The sequence below is a fragment of the Mycolicibacterium lutetiense genome, assembly GCF_017876775.1.
Lineage (GTDB): Bacteria > Actinomycetota > Actinomycetes > Mycobacteriales > Mycobacteriaceae > Mycobacterium > Mycobacterium lutetiense.
The window spans coordinates 1,146,029-1,164,421 of the sequence record NZ_JAGIOP010000001.1; the positions used below are offsets into that span (position 1 = coordinate 1,146,029).

Consider the following 18,393-nt stretch of genomic DNA (forward strand, 5'->3'; position numbering starts at 1 on the left):
AACTCAAATTACGCCGAGAGCGGAGTAAACCTCGTTGGACAGCGCGACCGTGCGTGGATCGGCATTGCACTTGGTGGCGTCGAAATAATTCATCACGTAGGCGTAGCCGATCCGGTGCTCCAGATCGACGAACGCGTACGAGCCACCTGACCCGCCGTGCCCGAAGATTCTGGTATTCGGCCCGGCCACACCGCGCTGGTTGAGCATGTAGCCCAGGCCCCAACCGTGGTCGGCCACTCGCGGGCCCAACACCACGTCGGCGTCGAAACCGCCTTGGGAGATCCGGCAGCGCTCCATGTGCTCGCGGGTCAGCAGCTTCTCCTGGGCCAGCGCGTTGTAGACGGTCGCCATGCCGAGTGCGGAGACGTGCGCATTGGTGCTCGGGAACTCCGCGGCGCGCCAGGTGTCCAGAGCTTGCACACCCAACTCGTCGTCCGGCACGAAGTCCATCGACACCGCCCAGCCGGCCATCGGATGGTCATCGAGCGAGGCCGGTGGTTGGGTGACCTGGTGGTCGGCCAGCAGGCTCCGCACCGACGGCTTGTTCACCATCTCCGCGCATCGATGGTGCTGCCAGACAGGTAACCCGATGTGGATGTCGGCGCCCAGCGGTTCGGCGATCTCGGTGCGCAGATACTGACCCAGGGTGCGGCCCGTGACCCGGCGCACCACCTCGCCGAGGATGAAGCCGAATGTCACCACGTGGTAACCCTGCGCGCTGCCCGGCGGCCACCATGGCGTCGCGGCGGCGATCCGGGCGCACACCGCGTCCCAGTCCGTCACCTGCCGCCAGTCCACCGGTTCGCGCGGGCCGATCACCCCCGAGCGGTGACCGAGCACCATGGCGATGGTGATGTCCTGCTTTCCGGCCTGGCCGAACTCGGGCCAGTACCGGGCCACCGGCGCATCCAGGTCGATCTCACCGCGATCGGCCAACAGGTGGATACACGTGCTCAACAGCCCCTTGGAGCCGGAATACACACTGGTCAGGGTGTCCTGCTGCCAGGGTCGGGTGCCGCCCGCGTCGGCAGATCCGCCCCACAGGTTGACCACCAGATCGCCCTCGACCCAGACTGCGACAGCGGCGCCCACCTCACCCCGGTGGGCGAAGTTGTCCTCGAAGACGTCGCGCACCCGGGCGAATTCGGACATGCAGAAGCCATCGATCGTATCGATCGGCTGACTTCTCAACGGTCCTCCAGCAGTGGGCAATGGACGTGGGCAACGATGGCGTCGAAGTGCCGCTACACGTCACTGCCCCGATGCTAGGGGCGGCCCGCTAACTGAATCGATGGGCGCGGTCGGATCGTTACGAGGTTGGCGTCGGGCCTGCGCCGATTCGACGCAGGATCGAGACCGGAGGTTTCATCGTTTGCCCAGGTGAGCCACGCCCGGACCGTGCAGCTCGGCAGCGACCGCGGCGACGCGTCCCGTCATCGCCAGCAACAACGCCTCGCCAGGTCCGTGGACTTCGCGCCCGCGGCCGGCCGACCGCTCAGCGTGATGGCCTGCGACGTCGCGGACATTCCAGCCGCGGCACAAGGTGGGAGCCTGCCACTGTTGCGGGCTCAAGTCGTCGAGCAGATCGGCGAACTCCTGGCGTTCCTTGTGGGCCAGGGCGCGGACACTGATCATTCGGTTACCGAAACCGGCTGGCTTCGGGGGTGAACCCGAAACAGACCGCAGGTATTTCCGTCACTGCATATGCGCGAGCGACTCCGCCGATCGTGGGGAGGATCGGCGGAGTCGGCGGGTTTTTTGACTCAGTGACCGACGGGGGTGCCGCGCCGTCCCGAAAGTCCGGTGTAGACCGCGATCAACACGATTGCGCCCACGACGCCCACCACGAACGGGAGGATCTGGAACCCGCCGTTCGCATTGCTGTATCCGAAGGCCGACGTGAGCCAGGAGCCAAGCAGGGCTCCGGCGATCCCGAGCACAACGGTCATGAGTGTGCTCAAGTTCTGCTTACCGGGCATGACGAGTCGCGCGAGGACTCCGATAATCGCGCCGACGACGATTGCGCTGATAATTGCACCGATCATCTCGTTGCCTTTCGTTCAAGCCGACTTCCTTATGGTCGGTGTGATGTAACCCACTGTCCTCCGATTCTCAGCTCACTGCTCGCGCCGAGATGATCTCGATATGCAGCCGCGGCCTACTCGTGGGTTACCCGGTCAGTTGCCGGGATCGAAACGGCACGTAGATCGCTGTGACAGCGGGATAATCGGCTTTGTGTCCGTCGTTCTCTGGGTGATTGCCGCGGTGTTCGCCGTCGGCACCGTCGCCGGTGGGTTGTTGCGGCTTCGTGCGTGGCTCGCCAAGCCGGTGCCGCCCGAGGTGATCGAGGCGGCACACCGTGATGACGACAAGGACGAGTAGCACGATGAAAACGATGCTCGTCGGAGCGCTGGCGGCAAGCGTTCTGTCCATCGGATCGCCGGTCGCAGATGCGGATCGACCTGAACCGCCCCCGCTGTACGGCTACTACAACCTCGTCATCGACTTTTCGAAGCAGGCGTTCAACGGAATGCCGACACCGATGAATCCGATAACGGTGCCTGTCGAATTCACCACCCACTGTGACGTGAAGGGATGCACTGCGCGCATGGACAACACGGACGACCATGCCCGCAACCCAGGTGCCCCCGTGGCCTATGAGTACAGCTGGAACAACGGCCGGTGGGAGACAAGCGGCGAGTATCCCTATTTCTGCGACCGCAGCGACCCCAACAGCGCCGTGAAGGCCCAGCGCTCGGATTACTGGATTCCGAACCCAGACGGCAGCTTCTTCGGAGAGCGCACCCTCGTCATCGGTGGAGTCGGATGCCCAGGAGAGGGACCAGGCACCCATACCGTGCCGATATCGCTGACACCGATCGAGTCGCCGGCCGCGACGGGGCGGTGAGCAGGGGCAAACAAACAAAAAACCGCCCATCAGGGCGGTCCTTGTGGAGCGGGCGACGGGAATCGAACCCGCGTAGCTAGTTTGGAAGACTAGGGCTCTACCATTGAGCTACGCCCGCATGTGCAGCATCAGCACTGTACCGGTGTGCCCCCGACCAAAGCCAATTGAATGCTCCGTGCCGTGAGCACGTAGTATCTCGCGTGGTCCGTTTGTGGGGTTTGCCGCAGCGGATCGACGACCAGCACGGGGTGTAGCGCAGCTTGGTAGCGCATCCGCTTTGGGAGCGGAAGGCCGCAGGTTCAAATCCTGTCACCCCGACTCACCCGCCAGTACGAAAGAACTATCTAGGAGCAGGAACAGTGAAGAGCACAGTCGAGCAGCTGAGCCCCACCCGGGTGCGCATCAATGTGGAGGTGCCCTTCACTGAGCTTGAGCCCGATTTTGATCGTGCGTTCAAGTCGCTGGCCCAGCAGGTCCGCCTGCCCGGCTTCCGCCCGGGTAAGGCCCCGCGCAAGTTGCTGGAAGCCCGCGTCGGCCGCGGTGCGGTGCTGGAGCAGGTCGTCAACGACGCGCTGCCGAGCCGCTACAGCGAGGCCGTCACCGCTTCCGACGTCAAGCCGCTGGGTCAGCCCGAGATCGAGGTGACCAAGCTGGAGGACGGCCAGGAACTGGCGTTCACCGCCGAGGTCGATGTGCGCCCCGAGATCACCCTGCCCGAGTTCGACGCACTCAAGATCACCGTCGACCCGATCCAGGTGAGCGATGAGGAGGTCGACGCCGAGCTGCAGTCGCTGCGTGCCCGTTTCGGCACCCTGACCGGCGTCGAGCGCGCTGTTCAGGAAGGCGACTTCGTCTCCATCGATCTGTCGGCCACCGTTGACGGCACCGAGGTGCCCGAGGCCGCCACCGAGGGTCTGTCGCACGAGGTTGGTTCCGGTCAGCTGATCGAGGGCCTCGACGACGCGATCATCGGTCTGAAGGTCGGCGAGTCCAAGGTCTTCACCACCAAGCTGGCCGCCGGTGAGTACGCCGGTCAGGACGCCGACGTGACCGTGACCGTGAAGTCGGTCAAGGAGCGCGAGCTGCCCGAGGCTGACGACGATTTCGCCCAGCTGGCAAGCGAATTCGACACCATCGGCGAGCTCAAGGAGAGCCTCACCGACCAGGTGCGTCGGACCAAGAGCGTGCAGCAGGCCGAGCAGATTCGCGACAAGGCCATCGAGGCGCTGCTGGAGCAGACCGAGGTTCCGTTGCCGGAGAAGATCGTTCAGGCCCAGGTCGACGACGCCCTGCACAACGCAATCCACGGCCTTGAGCACGACGAGGACAAGTTCGCCGAGCAGCTGGCCGAACAGGGCAGCAGCCGTGAGGAATTCGACGCCGAGAACAAGTCGAATGCCGAGAAGGCCGTCAAGACGCAGCTGTTGATGGACGCAGTCGCCGACAAGCTCGACATCCAGGTCGGTCAGAACGATCTCACCGAGCGTCTGGTGCTGATGTCGCGTCAGTACGGCATCGAGCCCCAGCAGCTGATCCAGATCCTGCAGCAGAACAACCAGCTGCCGGCCATGTTCGCCGACGTGCGTCGCGGGCTGACGATCGCCGCTGTCGTGCACGCCGCCACCGTCACCGATACCGGCGGCACCGTGATCGACACCACTGAGTTCTTCGGTCCGGCCGAGGATGCCCAGGCCGAGGTTGCCGACGACGCGCCTGCTGAAGAGTCCGCCGAGAAGTCCGCCGACAAGGACACCGAAGCCGCCGAGTGACGCTGTGAGCGAAAGCGCCCCCGTACGGGAGTGCCTGGCTCCGCAGTTTCGTTAGTGTCGTCAGTACCAATGCGAAAGAGAAAGCAGGTATCCAGTCGTGACTGACATGCGTTCGAACGGGAGCGGGTTCAGCCTCGTCGACTCCGTCTATGAGCGCTTGCTTGCCGAGCGGATCATCTTCCTGGGCTCGCAAGTGGACGACGACATCGCCAACAAGCTGTGCGCGCAGATCCTGTTGCTGTCGGCGGAGGATCCGACCAAGGACATCCACCTCTACATCAACTCGCCCGGCGGCTCGATCAGCGCCGGCATGGCCATCTACGACACGATGGTGCTGGCGCCCTGCGACGTCGCCACCTACGCGATGGGTATGGCCGCCTCGATGGGTGAATTCCTGTTGGCCGCGGGCACGAAGGGCAAGCGGCACGCCCTGCCGCACGCCCGGGTCCTGATGCACCAGCCCCTCGGTGGTGTCACCGGAAGTGCCGCGGACATCGCCATCCAGGCCGAGCAGTTCCACGTCATCAAGAAGGAAATGTTCCGGCTCAACGCAGAGTTCACCGGCAAGTCCGTCGAGCAGATCGAGGCCGACTCCGACCGCGACCGCTGGTTCACTGCGCAGGAGGCGCTGGAGTACGGGTTCGTCGACCACATCATCACGAGCGCCAACGTCAACGGCACCGGACCGGGAGCAGGGCTGAAGAAATGACCGACCACATTCATCCCTCACTGGACTCCCGCGTGCAGCCGCAGGCCCGCTACATCCTGCCGTCGTTCATCGAGCACAGCAGCTTCGGCGTCAAGGAATCCAACCCGTACAACAAGCTGTTCGAGGAACGCATCATCTTCCTCGGCGTGCAGGTGGACGACGCGTCGGCCAACGACATCATGGCCCAGCTGCTCGTGCTGGAGTCGTTGGATCCCGACCGCGACATCACCATGTACATCAACTCGCCCGGTGGATCGTTCACCTCGCTGATGGCGATCTACGACACCATGCAGTACGTGCGCGCCGACATCCAGACGGTCTGCCTCGGTCAGGCCGCCTCGGCCGCCGCGGTGCTACTGGCCGCCGGAACCCCCGGTAAGCGGATGGCCCTGCCGAATGCCCGCGTCCTGATCCACCAGCCGTCGCTGGGCGGGGTGATCCAGGGACAGTTCTCGGACCTGGAGATCCAGGCCGCCGAGATCGAGCGGATGCGCACCCTGATGGAGACCACCCTGGCCCGTCACACCGGCAAGGATCCCGAGCAGGTCCGCAAGGACACCGACCGCGACAAGATCCTCACCGCCGCGCAGGCCAAGGACTACGGAATCATCGATACGGTCCTGGAGTACCGCAAGCTCTCTGCGCAGAGCAGCTAGGAAATCCCCAGCCCGATGACACACGCCCTGCCCCGTTATTGCGGTGCGGGGCGTGCGTCGTCGTGGAGGGATCGTCGACCCCGACGAATGCCCGTGTATGGCGCAGGTCACGTCTTCGTATCGCAACGACACGCCAGGGACACGGTCAGCGTGCCGACGGGTGGCGAGCCGCCAGGAGAGATATGTTCTCCTGCACACAACCAAATACCACCGGAGCGATTCGGCCTTATCGGTCGCACCGCAACGGAACGAACGGGTAGCGTCGGGTTTACGCCCGAGGTGACCCAGCAAGTGGCGTAACGACCGACTGCAAACAGGAAGTAGGACCCCCCCACATGGCGCGCATTGGAGACGGCGGTGACCTGCTGAAGTGCTCGTTCTGCGGCAAGAGTCAAAAGCAGGTCAAAAAGCTCATTGCCGGTCCGGGCGTGTACATCTGCGATGAGTGCATCGATCTGTGCAACGAGATCATCGAGGAGGAACTCGCCGACGCTGACGACGTCAAGCTCGACGAGCTGCCCAAGCCCATGGAGATCCGGGACTTCCTCGAGGGCTACGTCATCGGTCAGGACACGGCAAAACGGACGCTGGCCGTGGCCGTCTACAACCACTACAAGCGGATCCAGGCGCAGGAGAAGTCCCGCGATTCCCGCACCGAGCCCGTCGAGCTGACCAAGTCCAACATCCTGATGCTCGGCCCCACCGGCTGCGGTAAGACCTACCTGGCCCAGACCCTGGCCAAGATGCTCAATGTGCCGTTCGCCATCGCCGACGCCACCGCACTGACCGAAGCCGGGTATGTGGGCGAGGACGTCGAGAACATTCTGCTCAAGCTGATTCAGGCCGCAGACTACGACGTCAAGCGCGCCGAGACCGGCATCATCTACATCGACGAGGTCGACAAGATCGCCCGCAAGAGCGAGAACCCGTCGATCACGCGCGATGTCTCCGGCGAGGGTGTGCAGCAGGCCCTGCTGAAGATCCTGGAAGGGACCCAGGCCTCGGTCCCGCCGCAGGGCGGCCGGAAGCATCCGCACCAGGAATTCATCCAGATCGACACCACGAACGTGCTGTTCATCGTGGCGGGCGCATTCGCGGGCCTGGAGAGGATCGTCTCGGACCGGGTCGGCAAGCGTGGCCTGGGGTTCGGTGCCGAGGTGCGGTCCAAGGCCGAGATCGACACCCAGGATCACTTCGCCGAGGTGATGCCCGAGGATCTGATCAAGTTCGGTCTGATCCCGGAGTTCATCGGTCGTCTGCCGGTCGTGGCCTCGGTGACCAACCTGGACAAGGAGTCCTTGGTCAAGATCCTCTCCGAGCCCAAGAACGCTCTGGTGAAGCAGTACGTCCGGTTGTTCGAGATGGACGGTGTGGAACTGGAATTCGACGCTGACGCGTTGGATGCGATCGCCGATCAGGCCATCCACCGTGGTACCGGTGCCCGCGGCCTGCGCGCCATCATGGAGGAAGTCCTGCTGCCGGTGATGTACGACATTCCCAGCCGCGACGACGTCGCCAAGGTGGTCGTCACCAAGGAGACCGTGCAGGACAACGTGCTGCCGACCATCGTGCCGCGTAAGCCGCCGCGTTCGGAGCGCCGCGAAAAGACCGCTTAGGTCCCTCTTCGCGAGCAGTCATAAAAGTGCCCCAAATCAAACGATTTGGGGCACTTTTACGTCTGCTGGGCGAAATCTACTGCTGCACGCGATCGGGGCGGGTGTAGACGTTCATCGAGTCGCCCCGTAGGAACGCCACCAGGGTCAGTCCCGATTGGCTGGCCAAATCGACGGCCAGCGAGGACGGTGCCGAGACCGCGGCCAGGATCGGGATACCCGCCATCACGGCCTTCTGGGTGAGCTCGAACGAAGCCCGGCCACTCACCAACAGAACCGTCGCGGTCAATGGAACCCGGTGGTGTTCCAAGGCCCAGCCGATCACCTTGTCGACGGCGTTGTGCCTGCCGATGTCCTCGCGGACGACGAGCATGGTGCCGTCGACGGTGAACAGCGCCGCCGCGTGCAAGCCTCCGGTGCTGGCGAACAGCTTCTGGGCATCGCGCAGCTGGGCCGGCATCGCCGAGAGCGCCGCGGCGGCAACCGTCGACGGGTCATCGCCAGGGCAGTGTCTGCTGCTCAACCGCACCGCCTCCAGGGAGGCCTTGCCGCACACCCCGCACGATGACGTGGTGTAGAAGTTTCGGGTCACGTCCACATCGGGCTGCGGCACGTCAGGGGCCAGGGTCGCGTCGAGCACGTTGTACGTGTTGACTCCGTCCGCCTCGGCGCCCCGGCAGTAGCGCACCGACACCAGATCCTCGCGTTGCCCGATCAGGCCTTCGGTCAGCAGAAACCCTTGGGCCAACTCGACATCGGCGCCAGGGGTACGCATCGTGACGGTGATGGGCCTGCCGTCGACCCGGATCTCCAAGGGTTCCTCGACCACGAGGGTCTCGGGCCGGGCCTCGGCCGTCCCACCGGTGAAGTGGTGGGCGCGGCGGCGGGCGGTTACCCGGCCCACTAGGGGACATCCGTTTCGCGTCGCTGCAGCCGGATGACGACGGCCTTGGATGCCGGTGTGTTGGATCTTGCGGCGGTGTGGTCCAGCGGCACCAGTGGATTGGTCTCCGGGTAGTAGGCGGCGGCATTACCGGCCGGCGTCGAGTACGGCACCAGCAGGAAGTCTTTGGCGTACCGCTCCTCGCCCTCGAATTCCGAAACCAGGTCGACGCGATCGTTGGGTTTGAATCCCAGTCGTTCGATGTCGGTGGGGTTGACGAATACCACCCGGCGGCCGCCCTTGACTCCGCGGTAGCGGTCGTCCAGGCCATAGATGGTGGTGTTGTACTGGTCGTGACTACGCAGGGTCTGTAGAACGAGCCGGCCTTCGGGCACCGGAACCCACTGCAGCGGGTTGACCGCGAAGTTGGCTTTGCCTGTGGTGGTAGGGAATTCGCGCGAATCCCGTGGCGGGTGTGGGAGCTGGAACCCGTCAGGCCGGCGCACCTTGGTGTTGTAGTCCGCGCAGCCCGGCACCACCGCGGCGATCGCGTCGCGCACGGTGTCGTACTCGGCGGCGAAGGACTCCCACGGCACCGGATGGTCCGGACCCAGCAGGGTGCGGGCGAGCTCGCAGACGATGCCCACCTCGCTGCGCAACTGATCACTGGGCGGGTGCAGGCTGCCGCGCGACAGATGGACCATCGACATCGAATCCTCAACCGAGACTTGCTGTTTGTGCCCACCCACGATGTCGCGGTCGGTGCGGCCGAGGGTGGGCAGGATCAACGCGGTCTGGCCGTGCACCACGTGGCTGCGGTTGAGCTTCGTCGAAACCTGAACGGTCAGAGAGCAACTGCGCAACGCAGCCTCGGTGACCTCGGTGTCGGGCGTGGCCGAGACGAAGTTGCCGCCCATCCCGATGAACACGCCGGCCCGGCCGTCGCGCATGGCACGGATGGCGTCGACGGTGTCGTAGCCGTGCTTGCGCGGGCTGGAGATGCCGAACCGGGCATCGAGGGCATCCAGGAACTGGTCGGGCATCTTCTCCCAGATGCCCATGGTCCGGTCGCCCTGGACGTTGGAGTGGCCGCGCACCGGGCACACCCCGGCCCCGGGCTTGCCGATCATGCCGCGCAACAGCAAAAGGTTGGTGGCCTCACCGATGGTGGCCACCGCGTGATGATGCTGGGTCAGGCCCATCGCCCAGCAGATCACGGTGCGCTGGGAAGAAGCGAGCAGGTCGGCGACCCGCTGCAACTGGGCACGGTCCACGCCGCTGGCCTCGGTCACGGTGTCGAGGTCGACGCCGCGGGTCTGGGCGGCGTACTCGTCGTACCCGGCGCAGTGCGTGGCGATGAACTCGTGGTCGACGACGGTGCCGGGGGCACTGTCTTCGGCTTCCAGCAGCAGTCGGCCCAACCCGGCAAACAACGCCATGTCCCCGCCGAGGCGGATCTGTACGAACTCGTCGGCGATCGGAACCCCGTGCCCGACAACACCGTGCACCTTCTGCGGATCCTTGAACCGGATCAGGCCGGCCTCGGGAAGCGGGTTGATCGCAATGATCTTGGCGCCGTTGGCTTTTGCCTTCTCCAGCACCGACAGCATGCGCGGGTGGTTGGTGCCCGGATTCTGCCCGGCGATGAGGATCAGGTCGGCCTCGGTGACGTCCTCGACGGTGACCGAGCCCTTGCCGATACCGATCGATTCAGTGAGTGCGGTACCCGAGGATTCGTGGCACATGTTCGAGCAGTCCGGCAGGTTGTTGGTGCCGTAGCTGCGGACCATCAGCTGATACAGGAACGCGGCCTCGTTGCTGGTGCGTCCGGAGGTGTAGAACAGCGCCTCGTCAGGGGAGGCCAGCGCGTTGAGATGCTCGGCGATCAACCGGTAGGCGTCAGCCCAGGCGATCGGGCGGTAGTGATCGTGGCCTGGGGCCAGCACCATCGGATGGGTGAGGCGGCCCTGCTGGGATAGCCAGTATTCGGGCTTGGAATCGAGTTCGGCGACGCTGTGGCGGGCGAAGAATTCCGGTGTCACCACTCGCTTGGTGGCTTCTTCGGCGACGGCTTTGGCGCCGTTTTCGCAGAACTCGGCGAGTTTCCGTCCGCCGTGTTCCTCAGGCCAGGCGCACCCTGGGCAGTCGAAGCCGTGACGCTGGTTGAGCCGGGTGAGTGCAGCGGCCGTTCGCAGCGGCCCCATCTGCTCGAATCCTCGCTGCATGCTGACCAGGACTGCCTTGACCCCGGCGGCCTCATCTTTGGGTTCGGTGACAACCGCGGCGTGCTCGTCGTAGTCGGCATCGATGTCCTTGGCGCTGGTCATGAACCCAATCTAGTCCCCGAGATCCGAGCGACGTGCCGCTTGGCAGGGCGCTTGCAGTGATCGTTAGGGCCCGCGTACTGCCTTGCTGCTGAGGGCGTGGTTGTTGGGGTTGGGGTGTGGTGGGTGGGGGTCGAGCAGTGTCCAGCCGGGTGGGAGTCGGAGGTCGGCTGGGTCGAGTGGTTCTGTGTCCCAGAGGTGTTCGATGTTGGGCGGGGCGGGTGTGGGGTGGTCCCACTCCAGGTCCCAGTCCGGTTGCCACTCGGTTTCCCAGTCGAGGTTCCAGTCGGGATCCGGTGCCGGCACTGGTCGCGCTGACTCGGGTTCGGGTCGTTCGGGTGGAGTGAGTAAGAGTTCGGGGCGGTGGTGGTAGTTGATGCGGTTCTGGCCGTGTTCCAGGTGGGGTGGGGGCCGCCATTCCACGTCACCGTCGGGGTTGATGCTGGTGGTGTAGCCACCGTCGGTATGGACGAGGCGGTTGTCGGGGCCGCAGGCCAGGGCCATCTCATCAATATTGGTGTTGCCGCCATCGGCCCAATCGCTAACGGCGTGGTGGGCTTGGCAGCCGTAGGGGCCCACGGTGCAGCCTGGTTTGGTGCATCCTCCGTCGCGGGCGATCAACATGATGCGCTGGGCGGGGCTGGCGACCCGGCGGGCCCGGAAATGATTGAGTGCTGATCCGGTGGCCTGGTCGAACACCGCGAGGTGCCAGTGGGCGTGGCCGGCCATCCGGATGACGTCTGTGATGGGGATTTTGGTGCCGCCCCCGCTGATCCCGATCCCAGCGCGGGATTCGAGGTCTTGCAGGGTGGTGCGGATGATCAGTGATACCGGTAGCCCGTTGAGTTGACCCAGGTCGGTCATCAAGGCGATACGTCCGATGACGAGCAGGGCGTCGTGTTGGCGTTGGGCCAGGTTGCGGTGATCGTTGTCGATCTGGGTTTGGCTGGGGGTGCCGCTGGTGCAGGGCTGTTCGTCGGCGGGGCTGCACATACCCGGCGCAGCGAATTTGGCGAACAGGATTTCCCACACCGCGGCTGTTTCGGGGTCCAGGTGCGCGGTCAACGCGGTCATGCCGTCGCGACCCTGCCTGCCCATCGTGGCGCCGCGTTTGCGGGCGCGTTCGGTGTCATCGGGTTCGGGTCCGTCCTGATCGAGCAGGAACAGGCGTAGTTCGGCGGTGTCTTTGAGTTCTTTAGGGCCCACCCCGACGGCGACGCGCACCAGGTCGGCTTCGAACTGTTCGGCGGTGGTGGTGTCGACGAATCCGGGGAGTCGGCTGACCGCGTCGCGCAGCACCCGCACATGATCGGCGGTAATCAGCCCGGCAGCCTCAGCCGCAGCGACCACCGGCAACACCGGGGGCAACGGTTCACCGGTCAGGGTGCGTCGCGGCCCCAGCTCGGCGGCTTCACCCAGGCGGCGGCTGGCCTCGGCAGTGGACAGGCGCCATCGGATGCGCAGCACCGTGTTCCAGGATTTGGCGCCCATCTCCTGGGGGGTGGTGTCGGCTTGCAGCTGGGCCAACAACCGATGCAACGGGGACGGCAGCTGACACAGCAGGGCCTCGTAGTCGTCGAGCACGCCGAGCAATTCGGTGCGGGTCAAGGCGGTGAGGTCACAGGCAGCGAACGCGTCGTACGCGGTGCGTAACGCCGCTACCGCCTCACCCGCACCCGCCTGCATGACTCGAACATACATTCGACCACCGACAAGCGCGGCCGACGGGGCCCGGATCGGGGTGCGCCGATTTATCCGGGCTCAGCGGTGGGGGCTGGTTGGGCCTTGACCGGTGGTGTGGCGGCGGATGTCTCGGGCGCTGACGGCGCTGCGGACTGGGTCACGGTCTCGCCGAAGTGCATGGTGGGTTCGGCGGCGGGAACGGACATCTCGGGTGCGGTGTCGACCTGGGCCGTTTCGACGCCCAGTACGGCCATGGCTGCGACTGCCGTCAATCCGGCGGTGCCGAGGAGAAGCTTGGTTCTCGAATCCGTGCGCATTTCCCATGACCTCCGTCGTCTTTGCATTGAACCTCTATGTTAATTGAATGCATCTTCGGCGCGCGGCATTCCATGTTCATCGGGGCGACTGAGTCGCATTTCGATCTCGGGTCGGGGCCGGACGGTGCCGGAGAGCGCGGAGATCGGCCCGGCCGGGGAGACTTCATCCATGTCACGAGAGCTGGTCCCCGGGGTAACCGTGCTCGGCAACCTCGCGATCGACACCATCAATGGGGCGCCGCCCAGCCCGGGGGGATGTGCTTCGTTTGCCGGAGTCGCTCTGCAGGCGGCGGGTGGGCCCGGCCGGATCGTCGCGATGGGTGCCGAACGCGATCACGTTCTGTTCGACGGGCTTCGCGCGCGGTTCGGGTCGCTGGTGCAGATCCTGCCGTCGGAGGCGACGAGTTCGTTCAGCCTCGACTACGACGACACCGATCACCGACATATCGGTGTGCGGGCGATCGGCCCGGTCTGGACTGAGGCGGAGGTCGACGCGGCCGATCCGGCGACGACATGGGTGCATCTGGCTCCGTTGCTGCGCACCGATTTCCCGGCCGCGACGCTCGCTGCCCTGGCGGCGCGCGGCCATCGGGTCGCCTATGACGGGCAGGGCCTGGTGCGGGCCGACCGATTGGGTCCGTTGGTCGAGGATCGTGACTTTCCCGCAGAGTTGCTGGTCAACGTCGACATCCTCAAACTCGCCGAGGATGAGGCGGTGATCGTCGCTGACGGCGCGTTCGACGGGTCGACTGCGGAACGACTCGGCGTCGCGGAGATCCTGGTGACCTACGGCTCGGCGGGATGTGACATCTACGTCGACGGTGCGGTGCAACGAGTGCCGGCTGCCTGGCGGGTGCTGGATGTCCAGACCACGGGGGCGGGGGACATGTTCACCGCCTGTTATGTCGCGCACCGCGCGGCGGGCCATGCTCCGGACCGCGCCGCGGAGGCGGCGAGCGCGCTCGTGGCGCGGGAGTTGGACAAGCGGGTGCATGTCGGTACCCCCGATCACGGGTGAACGTAGGCCGAGGCTAAACTCGACATGTGTCAAGTTTGCGTTTGGCGCTGCTAGCGGGGAGCTACCGACCGGTAGCTTTTTCCTTAGAGAATGGCATTCTCCTAAACGTGACGAAAACCACAGTTTTGTCTCAACCCGGGCTTGTTCACGCACTCGAGCAGCATCTTCGCCGTGACTTCACCCGCGTGTCGGGGGGATGCGCGGTGAATCGCACCCTAAGAGCAGTGCAATAATCGGTACTGGTAGTGACATCAAAATTCGGTGGACGTTCGATCCGGCGGCAGGTTACGTGCCAGCGGCCCGGAAAGACGTGGTCTAAGCAGTGTGAAAGGCGGTAGCCGTGGGTGAGAACGGCAACGGCACTGGCGCCGCGCCGCGGCAGAAGCTCGAGAAGGTTGTCATACGCTTCGCCGGCGACTCCGGCGACGGTATGCAGCTGACCGGTGACCGCTTCACTTCTGAAGCTGCACTGTTTGGCAACGACCTGGCGACCCAGCCGAACTATCCGGCCGAGATCCGCGCGCCACAGGGCACCCTGCCCGGTGTGTCGTCGTTCCAGATCCAGATCGCCGACTACGACATCCTTACTGCCGGTGACCGCCCCGACGTGCTCGTGGCGATGAATCCGGCCGCACTCAAGGCCAATGTCTCGGATCTGCCCCGCGGCGGCCTGATCATTGCCAACTCAGATGAGTTCACCAAGCGGAACCTCGCAAAGGTCGGATACGACGCCAATCCGCTAGAGGATGACACGTTGTCCGACTACGTGGTGACCTCCGTCGCGATGACGACGCTGACCCTGGGTGCCGTCGAGGCGATCGGCGCCACCAAGAAGGACGGCCAGCGCGCCAAGAACATGTTCGCCCTCGGCCTGCTGTCGTGGATGTACGGCCGCGAGCTCGAGGCCAGTGAGGCCTTCATCCGGGAGAAGTTCGCCCGCAAGCCCGAGATCGCCGAGGCCAACGTGCTGGCGCTCAAGGCGGGCTGGAACTACGGCGAGACCACCGAGGCCTTCGCGGTCACCTACGAGGTGGCCCCGGCCAAGCTCAAATCCGGTGATTACCGCCAGATCTCGGGTAACACCGCGCTGGCCTACGGCATCGTGGCGGCTGGACACCTCGCGCAGATCCAGGTGGTGCTGGGCACCTACCCGATCACCCCGGCGTCGGACATCCTGCACGAGCTGTCCAAGCACAAGAACTTCAACGTCCTGACCTTCCAGGCCGAGGACGAAATCGCCGGCATCGGTGCAGCCATCGGTGCCTCCTACGGCGGCGCGCTGGGTGTCACCAGCACGTCGGGTCCGGGTGTCTCGCTCAAGTCCGAGGCGATCGGCCTGGCCGTGATGACCGAGCTGCCGCTGCTCATCGTCGATGTGCAGCGCGGTGGCCCGTCGACCGGTCTGCCGACCAAGACCGAGCAGGCCGACCTGCTGCAGGCGCTGTTCGGCCGCAACGGTGAATCGCCGGTGGCAATCCTGGCCCCGAAGTCACCGTCGGACTGCTTCGACATCGCGGTGGAGGCGTCGCGCATCGCGATCGACTACCACACCCCGGTCATCATCCTGTCCGACGGAGCCGTCGCCAACGGCTCTGAGCCCTGGCAGATCCCGGATATCAGCACCTACGAGCCGATCGAGCACAAGCTGGCCAAGGCCGGTGAGCCGTTCGCGCCGTACGCGCGCGATCCCGAGACCCTGGCCCGCCAGTTCGCGGTGCCGGGCACCCCGGGCCTGGAGCACCGGATCGGTGGTCTTGAGGCGGCCAACGGCTCGGGCAACATCTCGTACGAGCCCAAGAACCACGACCTCATGGTGCGGCTGCGCCAGGAGAAGATCGCCGGCATCACGGTGCCGGACCTCGAGGTCGAAGACCCCACCGGCGACGCCGAACTGCTGATGCTGGGCTGGGGCAGCAGCTATGGCCCGATCGGCGAGGCCTGCCGGCGGGCCCGCCGCAACGGCGTCAAGGTCGCCCAGGCCCACCTGCGCCACCTCAATCCCTTCCCGGCCAACCTCGGGGAGGTGCTGCGCCGCTACCCGAAGGTGGTGGTGCCGGAGATGAACCTCGGTCAGCTGGCGCTGATGCTGCGCGGCATATACCTGGTCGACGTCCAGTCGGTGACCAAGGTGGAGGGCATGGCCTTCCTCGCCGATGAGGTCGAAGGCATCATTGACAGCGCCTTGGATGGCACGCTGGCCGAGAAGGAAGCGGACAAGGCCAAGTTCGCGAGGCTGGCGGCGGCCACTATCGAGGAACCAACTGAGTCGAATGCTGTGGGAGCGGACGCATGACTGACCTGATCGGCGCAGATCTGGGGCTGACCGAAGGGGCGTTGACCAAGAACGCCCTGGTGCCTACCACCGACCAGCCGCAGAAGGGCAAGGACTTCACCAGTGACCAGGAGGTCCGCTGGTGCCCGGGTTGCGGTGACTACGTCATCCTCAACACCATCCGCAACTTCCTGCCGGAGTTGGGCCTCAAGCGCGAGAACATCGCGTTCATCAGCGGCATCGGCTGCTCCAGCCGGTTCCCGTACTACCTGGAGACCTACGGTTTCCATTCGATCCACGGTCGCGCGCCGACCATCGCCACCGGCCTGGCTCTGGCCCGTCCGGACCTGTCGGTGTGGGTCGTCACGGGTGACGGCGACTCGCTGTCGATCGGTGGCAACCACCTGATCCACGCGCTGCGCCGCAACGTGAACCTCACGATCCTGCTGTTCAACAACCGGATCTACGGCTTGACCAAGGGCCAGTACTCGCCGACCTCCGAGGTCGGCAAGGTCACCAAGTCCACCCCGATGGGCTCGCTGGACTACCCGTTCAACCCGGTGTCGCTGGCGCTCGGCGCGGAGGCCACCTTCGTGGGCCGCGCACTGGACTCCGACCGCAAGGGTCTGTCCGAGGTGCTGCGCGGTGCGGCCGAGCACCGCGGTGCCGCACTGGTGGAGATCATGCAGGACTGCCCGATCTTCAACGACGGTTCGTTCGACGCGTTGCGCAAGGAAGGCGCCGAGGAGCGGCTGATCAACGTCAGCCACGGTGAGCCGATCAAGTTCGGTACCGATGGCGAGTACTGCGTGGTCAGGTCCGGGTTCAGCCTGGAGGTCGCCAAGACCGCCGAGGTTGCAGCCGACGACATCGTGGTCCACAATGCCGAGATCGACGATCCGGCTTACGCATTCGCGCTGTCACGGTTGAGCGAGCAGAACCTCGATCACATGGTGATGGGTATCTTCCGGAAGGTCAGTCGACCGGCCTACGACGACGCCGCGCGCCAGCAGGTCAACACGGCGATCGAATCCAAGCCCCATGACACCGCGGCTCTGCAATCCTTGCTGCGTGGTAAAGACACCTGGACAGTCGACTAGTTGCGCTGAGCAGACCGACCGAAACAATCTGTGCACAGCCCCGCTCGCCGCGGTAGTTCTGGCGGGTGGGGCTTCGCGCCGTATGGGGCGCGACAAGGCGACGCTGCCGTTTGACGGTTCGACGATGGTCGAGCATGTGGTCGCCGCCGTGAGTACGCGGTGCTCACCGGTTTTTGTCATCGCCGCGCCCGGCCAGCCACTGCCTGAACTGAGTGCTGAGGTGTTGCGCGACGAGGTGCGTGGCGTCGGGCCGCTGGTGGCGACCGGCCGTGGGCTACGTGCCACCGCCGAAGCCGGCCTGGATCGCGCCTTCGTCTGCGCGGTCGACATGCCGTATCTGAATTCCGAACTGATCGACGTCCTGGCGGCGTCCGCCGATCGGGTGCCGGCCGATATCGTGCTGCCCTGGGACGGCAGGTCGCATTACCTGGCGGGGATCTATCGCAGCGCGCTCACCGAGCAGATCGCGGCCCTGGTGCACGCTGGCCGGCGCAGCATGCGCGCGCTGGCTGAGTCCGTCGACACGCAGCGGATCGTGATGCCACCGCAGCGAGGGCTGACGAACGTGAACACTGCGGCCGACCTGGCCTGAGCGTGAACTATCGGGCAGATATAGCTCAGCAAATTGTGAATTCGCATCAGAACTCGACGCTATTTACCGTTTCGAGATAATTGGTCGGTTATTTCACCGCATTTGGGGTCTCGGAAGCCGGATTAATTCAGGAAACGTCATCAGTGGGTGAACGTCGGGTGTGCGCGAAAGTCGCTGGCGTTCAATAACATTCATGTTACCGAGCAGTCCGGGAACTCTTCCCGTTATTCGCTCCGGCATGTGCTCAGTCTGTCTAAGTTTGTGTCACAACACCCCTGACCGCTCGGTTTGTCGGATCTGAGTGATTGCGAGTCGCGCCGCAGAGTTGGCCGGGCAGGCTGACAATTCTGGATGTATCGACGAAAGTTCTTGTAGTTCAAGATGTTTAGACCGTCAGTTACCATCTCCGCGGGCGTCGAGCACGTTGCAGTCCGGCCCGGACGCAGTGGCCTACGGGCTCGATATCCCTTGTGCGCCAGGATGATCGGAAGCAGGCCCGGGTTACGAGGGCTGGACTTCTGCAGCGAACAGAATCGCCCCGGTTCGGCC

17 protein-coding genes and 2 tRNA genes are annotated in these 18,393 nt (G+C 64.9%); 11 read left to right on the forward strand and 8 right to left on the reverse strand.

What is annotated here, in order from left to right; all coding sequences use genetic code 11:
- Positions 1–3: 3 nt before the first annotated feature.
- The 3 genes from JOF57_RS05530 to JOF57_RS05540 form a co-directional block, all read right to left on the reverse strand.
- Positions 4–1,152: a serine hydrolase domain-containing protein gene (locus JOF57_RS05530; RefSeq protein WP_209914503.1), complete on the reverse strand. Its 1,149-nt coding sequence runs from the start codon at positions 1,150–1,152 to the stop codon at positions 4–6.
- A 213-nt stretch (positions 1,153–1,365) separates the two neighbouring features.
- A complete protein-coding gene (locus JOF57_RS05535) occupies positions 1,366–1,635 on the reverse strand; it encodes a maleylpyruvate isomerase N-terminal domain-containing protein (protein ID WP_209914506.1) in 270 nt (89 codons plus the stop codon).
- Between the two features lie 128 nt (positions 1,636–1,763).
- Positions 1,764–2,045, reverse strand: coding sequence for a GlsB/YeaQ/YmgE family stress response membrane protein (locus JOF57_RS05540; RefSeq protein WP_209914509.1), 282 nt, complete (start codon positions 2,043–2,045; stop codon positions 1,764–1,766).
- 190 nt (positions 2,046–2,235) lie between these two features.
- On the opposite strand from JOF57_RS05540, the gene JOF57_RS05545 reads away from it, so the two are divergent.
- Entirely contained in the window at positions 2,236–2,382 is a 147-nt protein-coding gene (locus tag JOF57_RS05545; RefSeq protein ID WP_209914512.1) for a hypothetical protein, read from the forward strand.
- Between the two features lie 4 nt (positions 2,383–2,386).
- Positions 2,387–2,908, forward strand: a complete 522-nt coding sequence (locus tag JOF57_RS05550; RefSeq protein ID WP_209914514.1) for an MBOE_33420 family protein — start codon at positions 2,387–2,389, stop codon at positions 2,906–2,908.
- 44 nt (positions 2,909–2,952) lie between these two features.
- On the opposite strand, the gene JOF57_RS05555 is transcribed toward JOF57_RS05550, so the two are convergent.
- Positions 2,953–3,026, reverse strand: a tRNA-Gly gene (locus JOF57_RS05555).
- 126 nt (positions 3,027–3,152) lie between these two features.
- Between JOF57_RS05555 and JOF57_RS05560 the strand changes: the two genes are divergently transcribed.
- The 5 genes from JOF57_RS05560 to clpX all read left to right on the forward strand — a co-directional run bounded on the left by JOF57_RS05560 (position 3,153) and on the right by clpX (position 7,658).
- Positions 3,153–3,226 (forward strand) — tRNA-Pro (locus JOF57_RS05560).
- A 41-nt stretch (positions 3,227–3,267) separates the two neighbouring features.
- Positions 3,268–4,677, forward strand: a complete 1,410-nt coding sequence (gene tig / locus JOF57_RS05565) for a trigger factor (RefSeq protein ID WP_209914516.1) — start codon at positions 3,268–3,270, stop codon at positions 4,675–4,677.
- 106 nt (positions 4,678–4,783) lie between these two features.
- Positions 4,784–5,386 (forward strand): ATP-dependent Clp protease proteolytic subunit, encoded by a 603-nt coding sequence (locus JOF57_RS05570; protein WP_163670423.1) that lies wholly within the window; start codon positions 4,784–4,786, stop codon positions 5,384–5,386.
- Positions 5,383–6,042, forward strand: a complete 660-nt coding sequence (locus JOF57_RS05575; RefSeq protein WP_209914519.1) for an ATP-dependent Clp protease proteolytic subunit — start codon at positions 5,383–5,385, stop codon at positions 6,040–6,042. The genes JOF57_RS05570 and JOF57_RS05575 overlap by 4 nt, the downstream gene beginning before the upstream one ends.
- A 335-nt stretch (positions 6,043–6,377) precedes the next feature.
- Positions 6,378–7,658: an ATP-dependent Clp protease ATP-binding subunit ClpX gene (clpX, locus tag JOF57_RS05580; protein WP_209914522.1), complete on the forward strand. Its 1,281-nt coding sequence runs from the start codon at positions 6,378–6,380 to the stop codon at positions 7,656–7,658.
- 76 nt (positions 7,659–7,734) lie between these two features.
- On the opposite strand, the gene fdhD is transcribed toward clpX, so the two are convergent.
- The 4 genes from fdhD to JOF57_RS05600 form a co-directional block, all read right to left on the reverse strand.
- A complete protein-coding gene (gene fdhD, locus JOF57_RS05585; protein ID WP_209914525.1) occupies positions 7,735–8,559 on the reverse strand; it encodes a formate dehydrogenase accessory sulfurtransferase FdhD in 825 nt (274 codons plus the stop codon).
- Positions 8,559–10,865 carry an FdhF/YdeP family oxidoreductase gene (locus tag JOF57_RS05590; protein ID WP_209914527.1) on the reverse strand — a complete coding sequence of 769 codons (2,307 nt, stop codon included), beginning with the start codon at positions 10,863–10,865 and terminating at the stop codon, positions 8,559–8,561. Before JOF57_RS05590 ends, fdhD begins: the two co-directional genes overlap by 1 nt.
- Positions 10,866–10,928: 63 nt before the next feature.
- A complete protein-coding gene (locus tag JOF57_RS05595; RefSeq protein ID WP_209914532.1) occupies positions 10,929–12,563 on the reverse strand; it encodes an HNH endonuclease signature motif containing protein in 1,635 nt (544 codons plus the stop codon).
- A gap of 50 nt (positions 12,564–12,613) precedes the next feature.
- Positions 12,614–12,862 (reverse strand): hypothetical protein, encoded by a 249-nt coding sequence (locus JOF57_RS05600; protein WP_209914535.1) that lies wholly within the window; start codon positions 12,860–12,862, stop codon positions 12,614–12,616.
- Positions 12,863–13,031: 169 nt separating this feature from the next.
- Between JOF57_RS05600 and JOF57_RS05605 the strand changes: the two genes are divergently transcribed.
- The 4 genes from JOF57_RS05605 to mobA all read left to right on the forward strand — a co-directional run bounded on the left by JOF57_RS05605 (position 13,032) and on the right by mobA (position 17,844).
- Positions 13,032–13,880 (forward strand): PfkB family carbohydrate kinase, encoded by an 849-nt coding sequence (locus JOF57_RS05605; protein WP_209914538.1) that lies wholly within the window; start codon positions 13,032–13,034, stop codon positions 13,878–13,880.
- Positions 13,881–14,220: 340 nt separating this feature from the next.
- On the forward strand, positions 14,221–16,173 hold the full coding sequence (locus JOF57_RS05610) for a 2-oxoacid:acceptor oxidoreductase subunit alpha (RefSeq protein ID WP_209914542.1): 1,953 nt from the start codon (positions 14,221–14,223) through the stop codon (positions 16,171–16,173).
- Positions 16,170–17,252, forward strand: a complete 1,083-nt coding sequence (locus JOF57_RS05615) for a 2-oxoacid:ferredoxin oxidoreductase subunit beta (RefSeq protein WP_209914544.1) — start codon at positions 16,170–16,172, stop codon at positions 17,250–17,252. Before JOF57_RS05610 ends, JOF57_RS05615 begins: the two co-directional genes overlap by 4 nt.
- A gap of 28 nt (positions 17,253–17,280) precedes the next feature.
- On the forward strand, positions 17,281–17,844 hold the full coding sequence (mobA, locus tag JOF57_RS05620) for a molybdenum cofactor guanylyltransferase (RefSeq protein ID WP_273544656.1): 564 nt from the start codon (positions 17,281–17,283) through the stop codon (positions 17,842–17,844).
- Positions 17,845–18,393 lie beyond the last annotated feature (549 nt).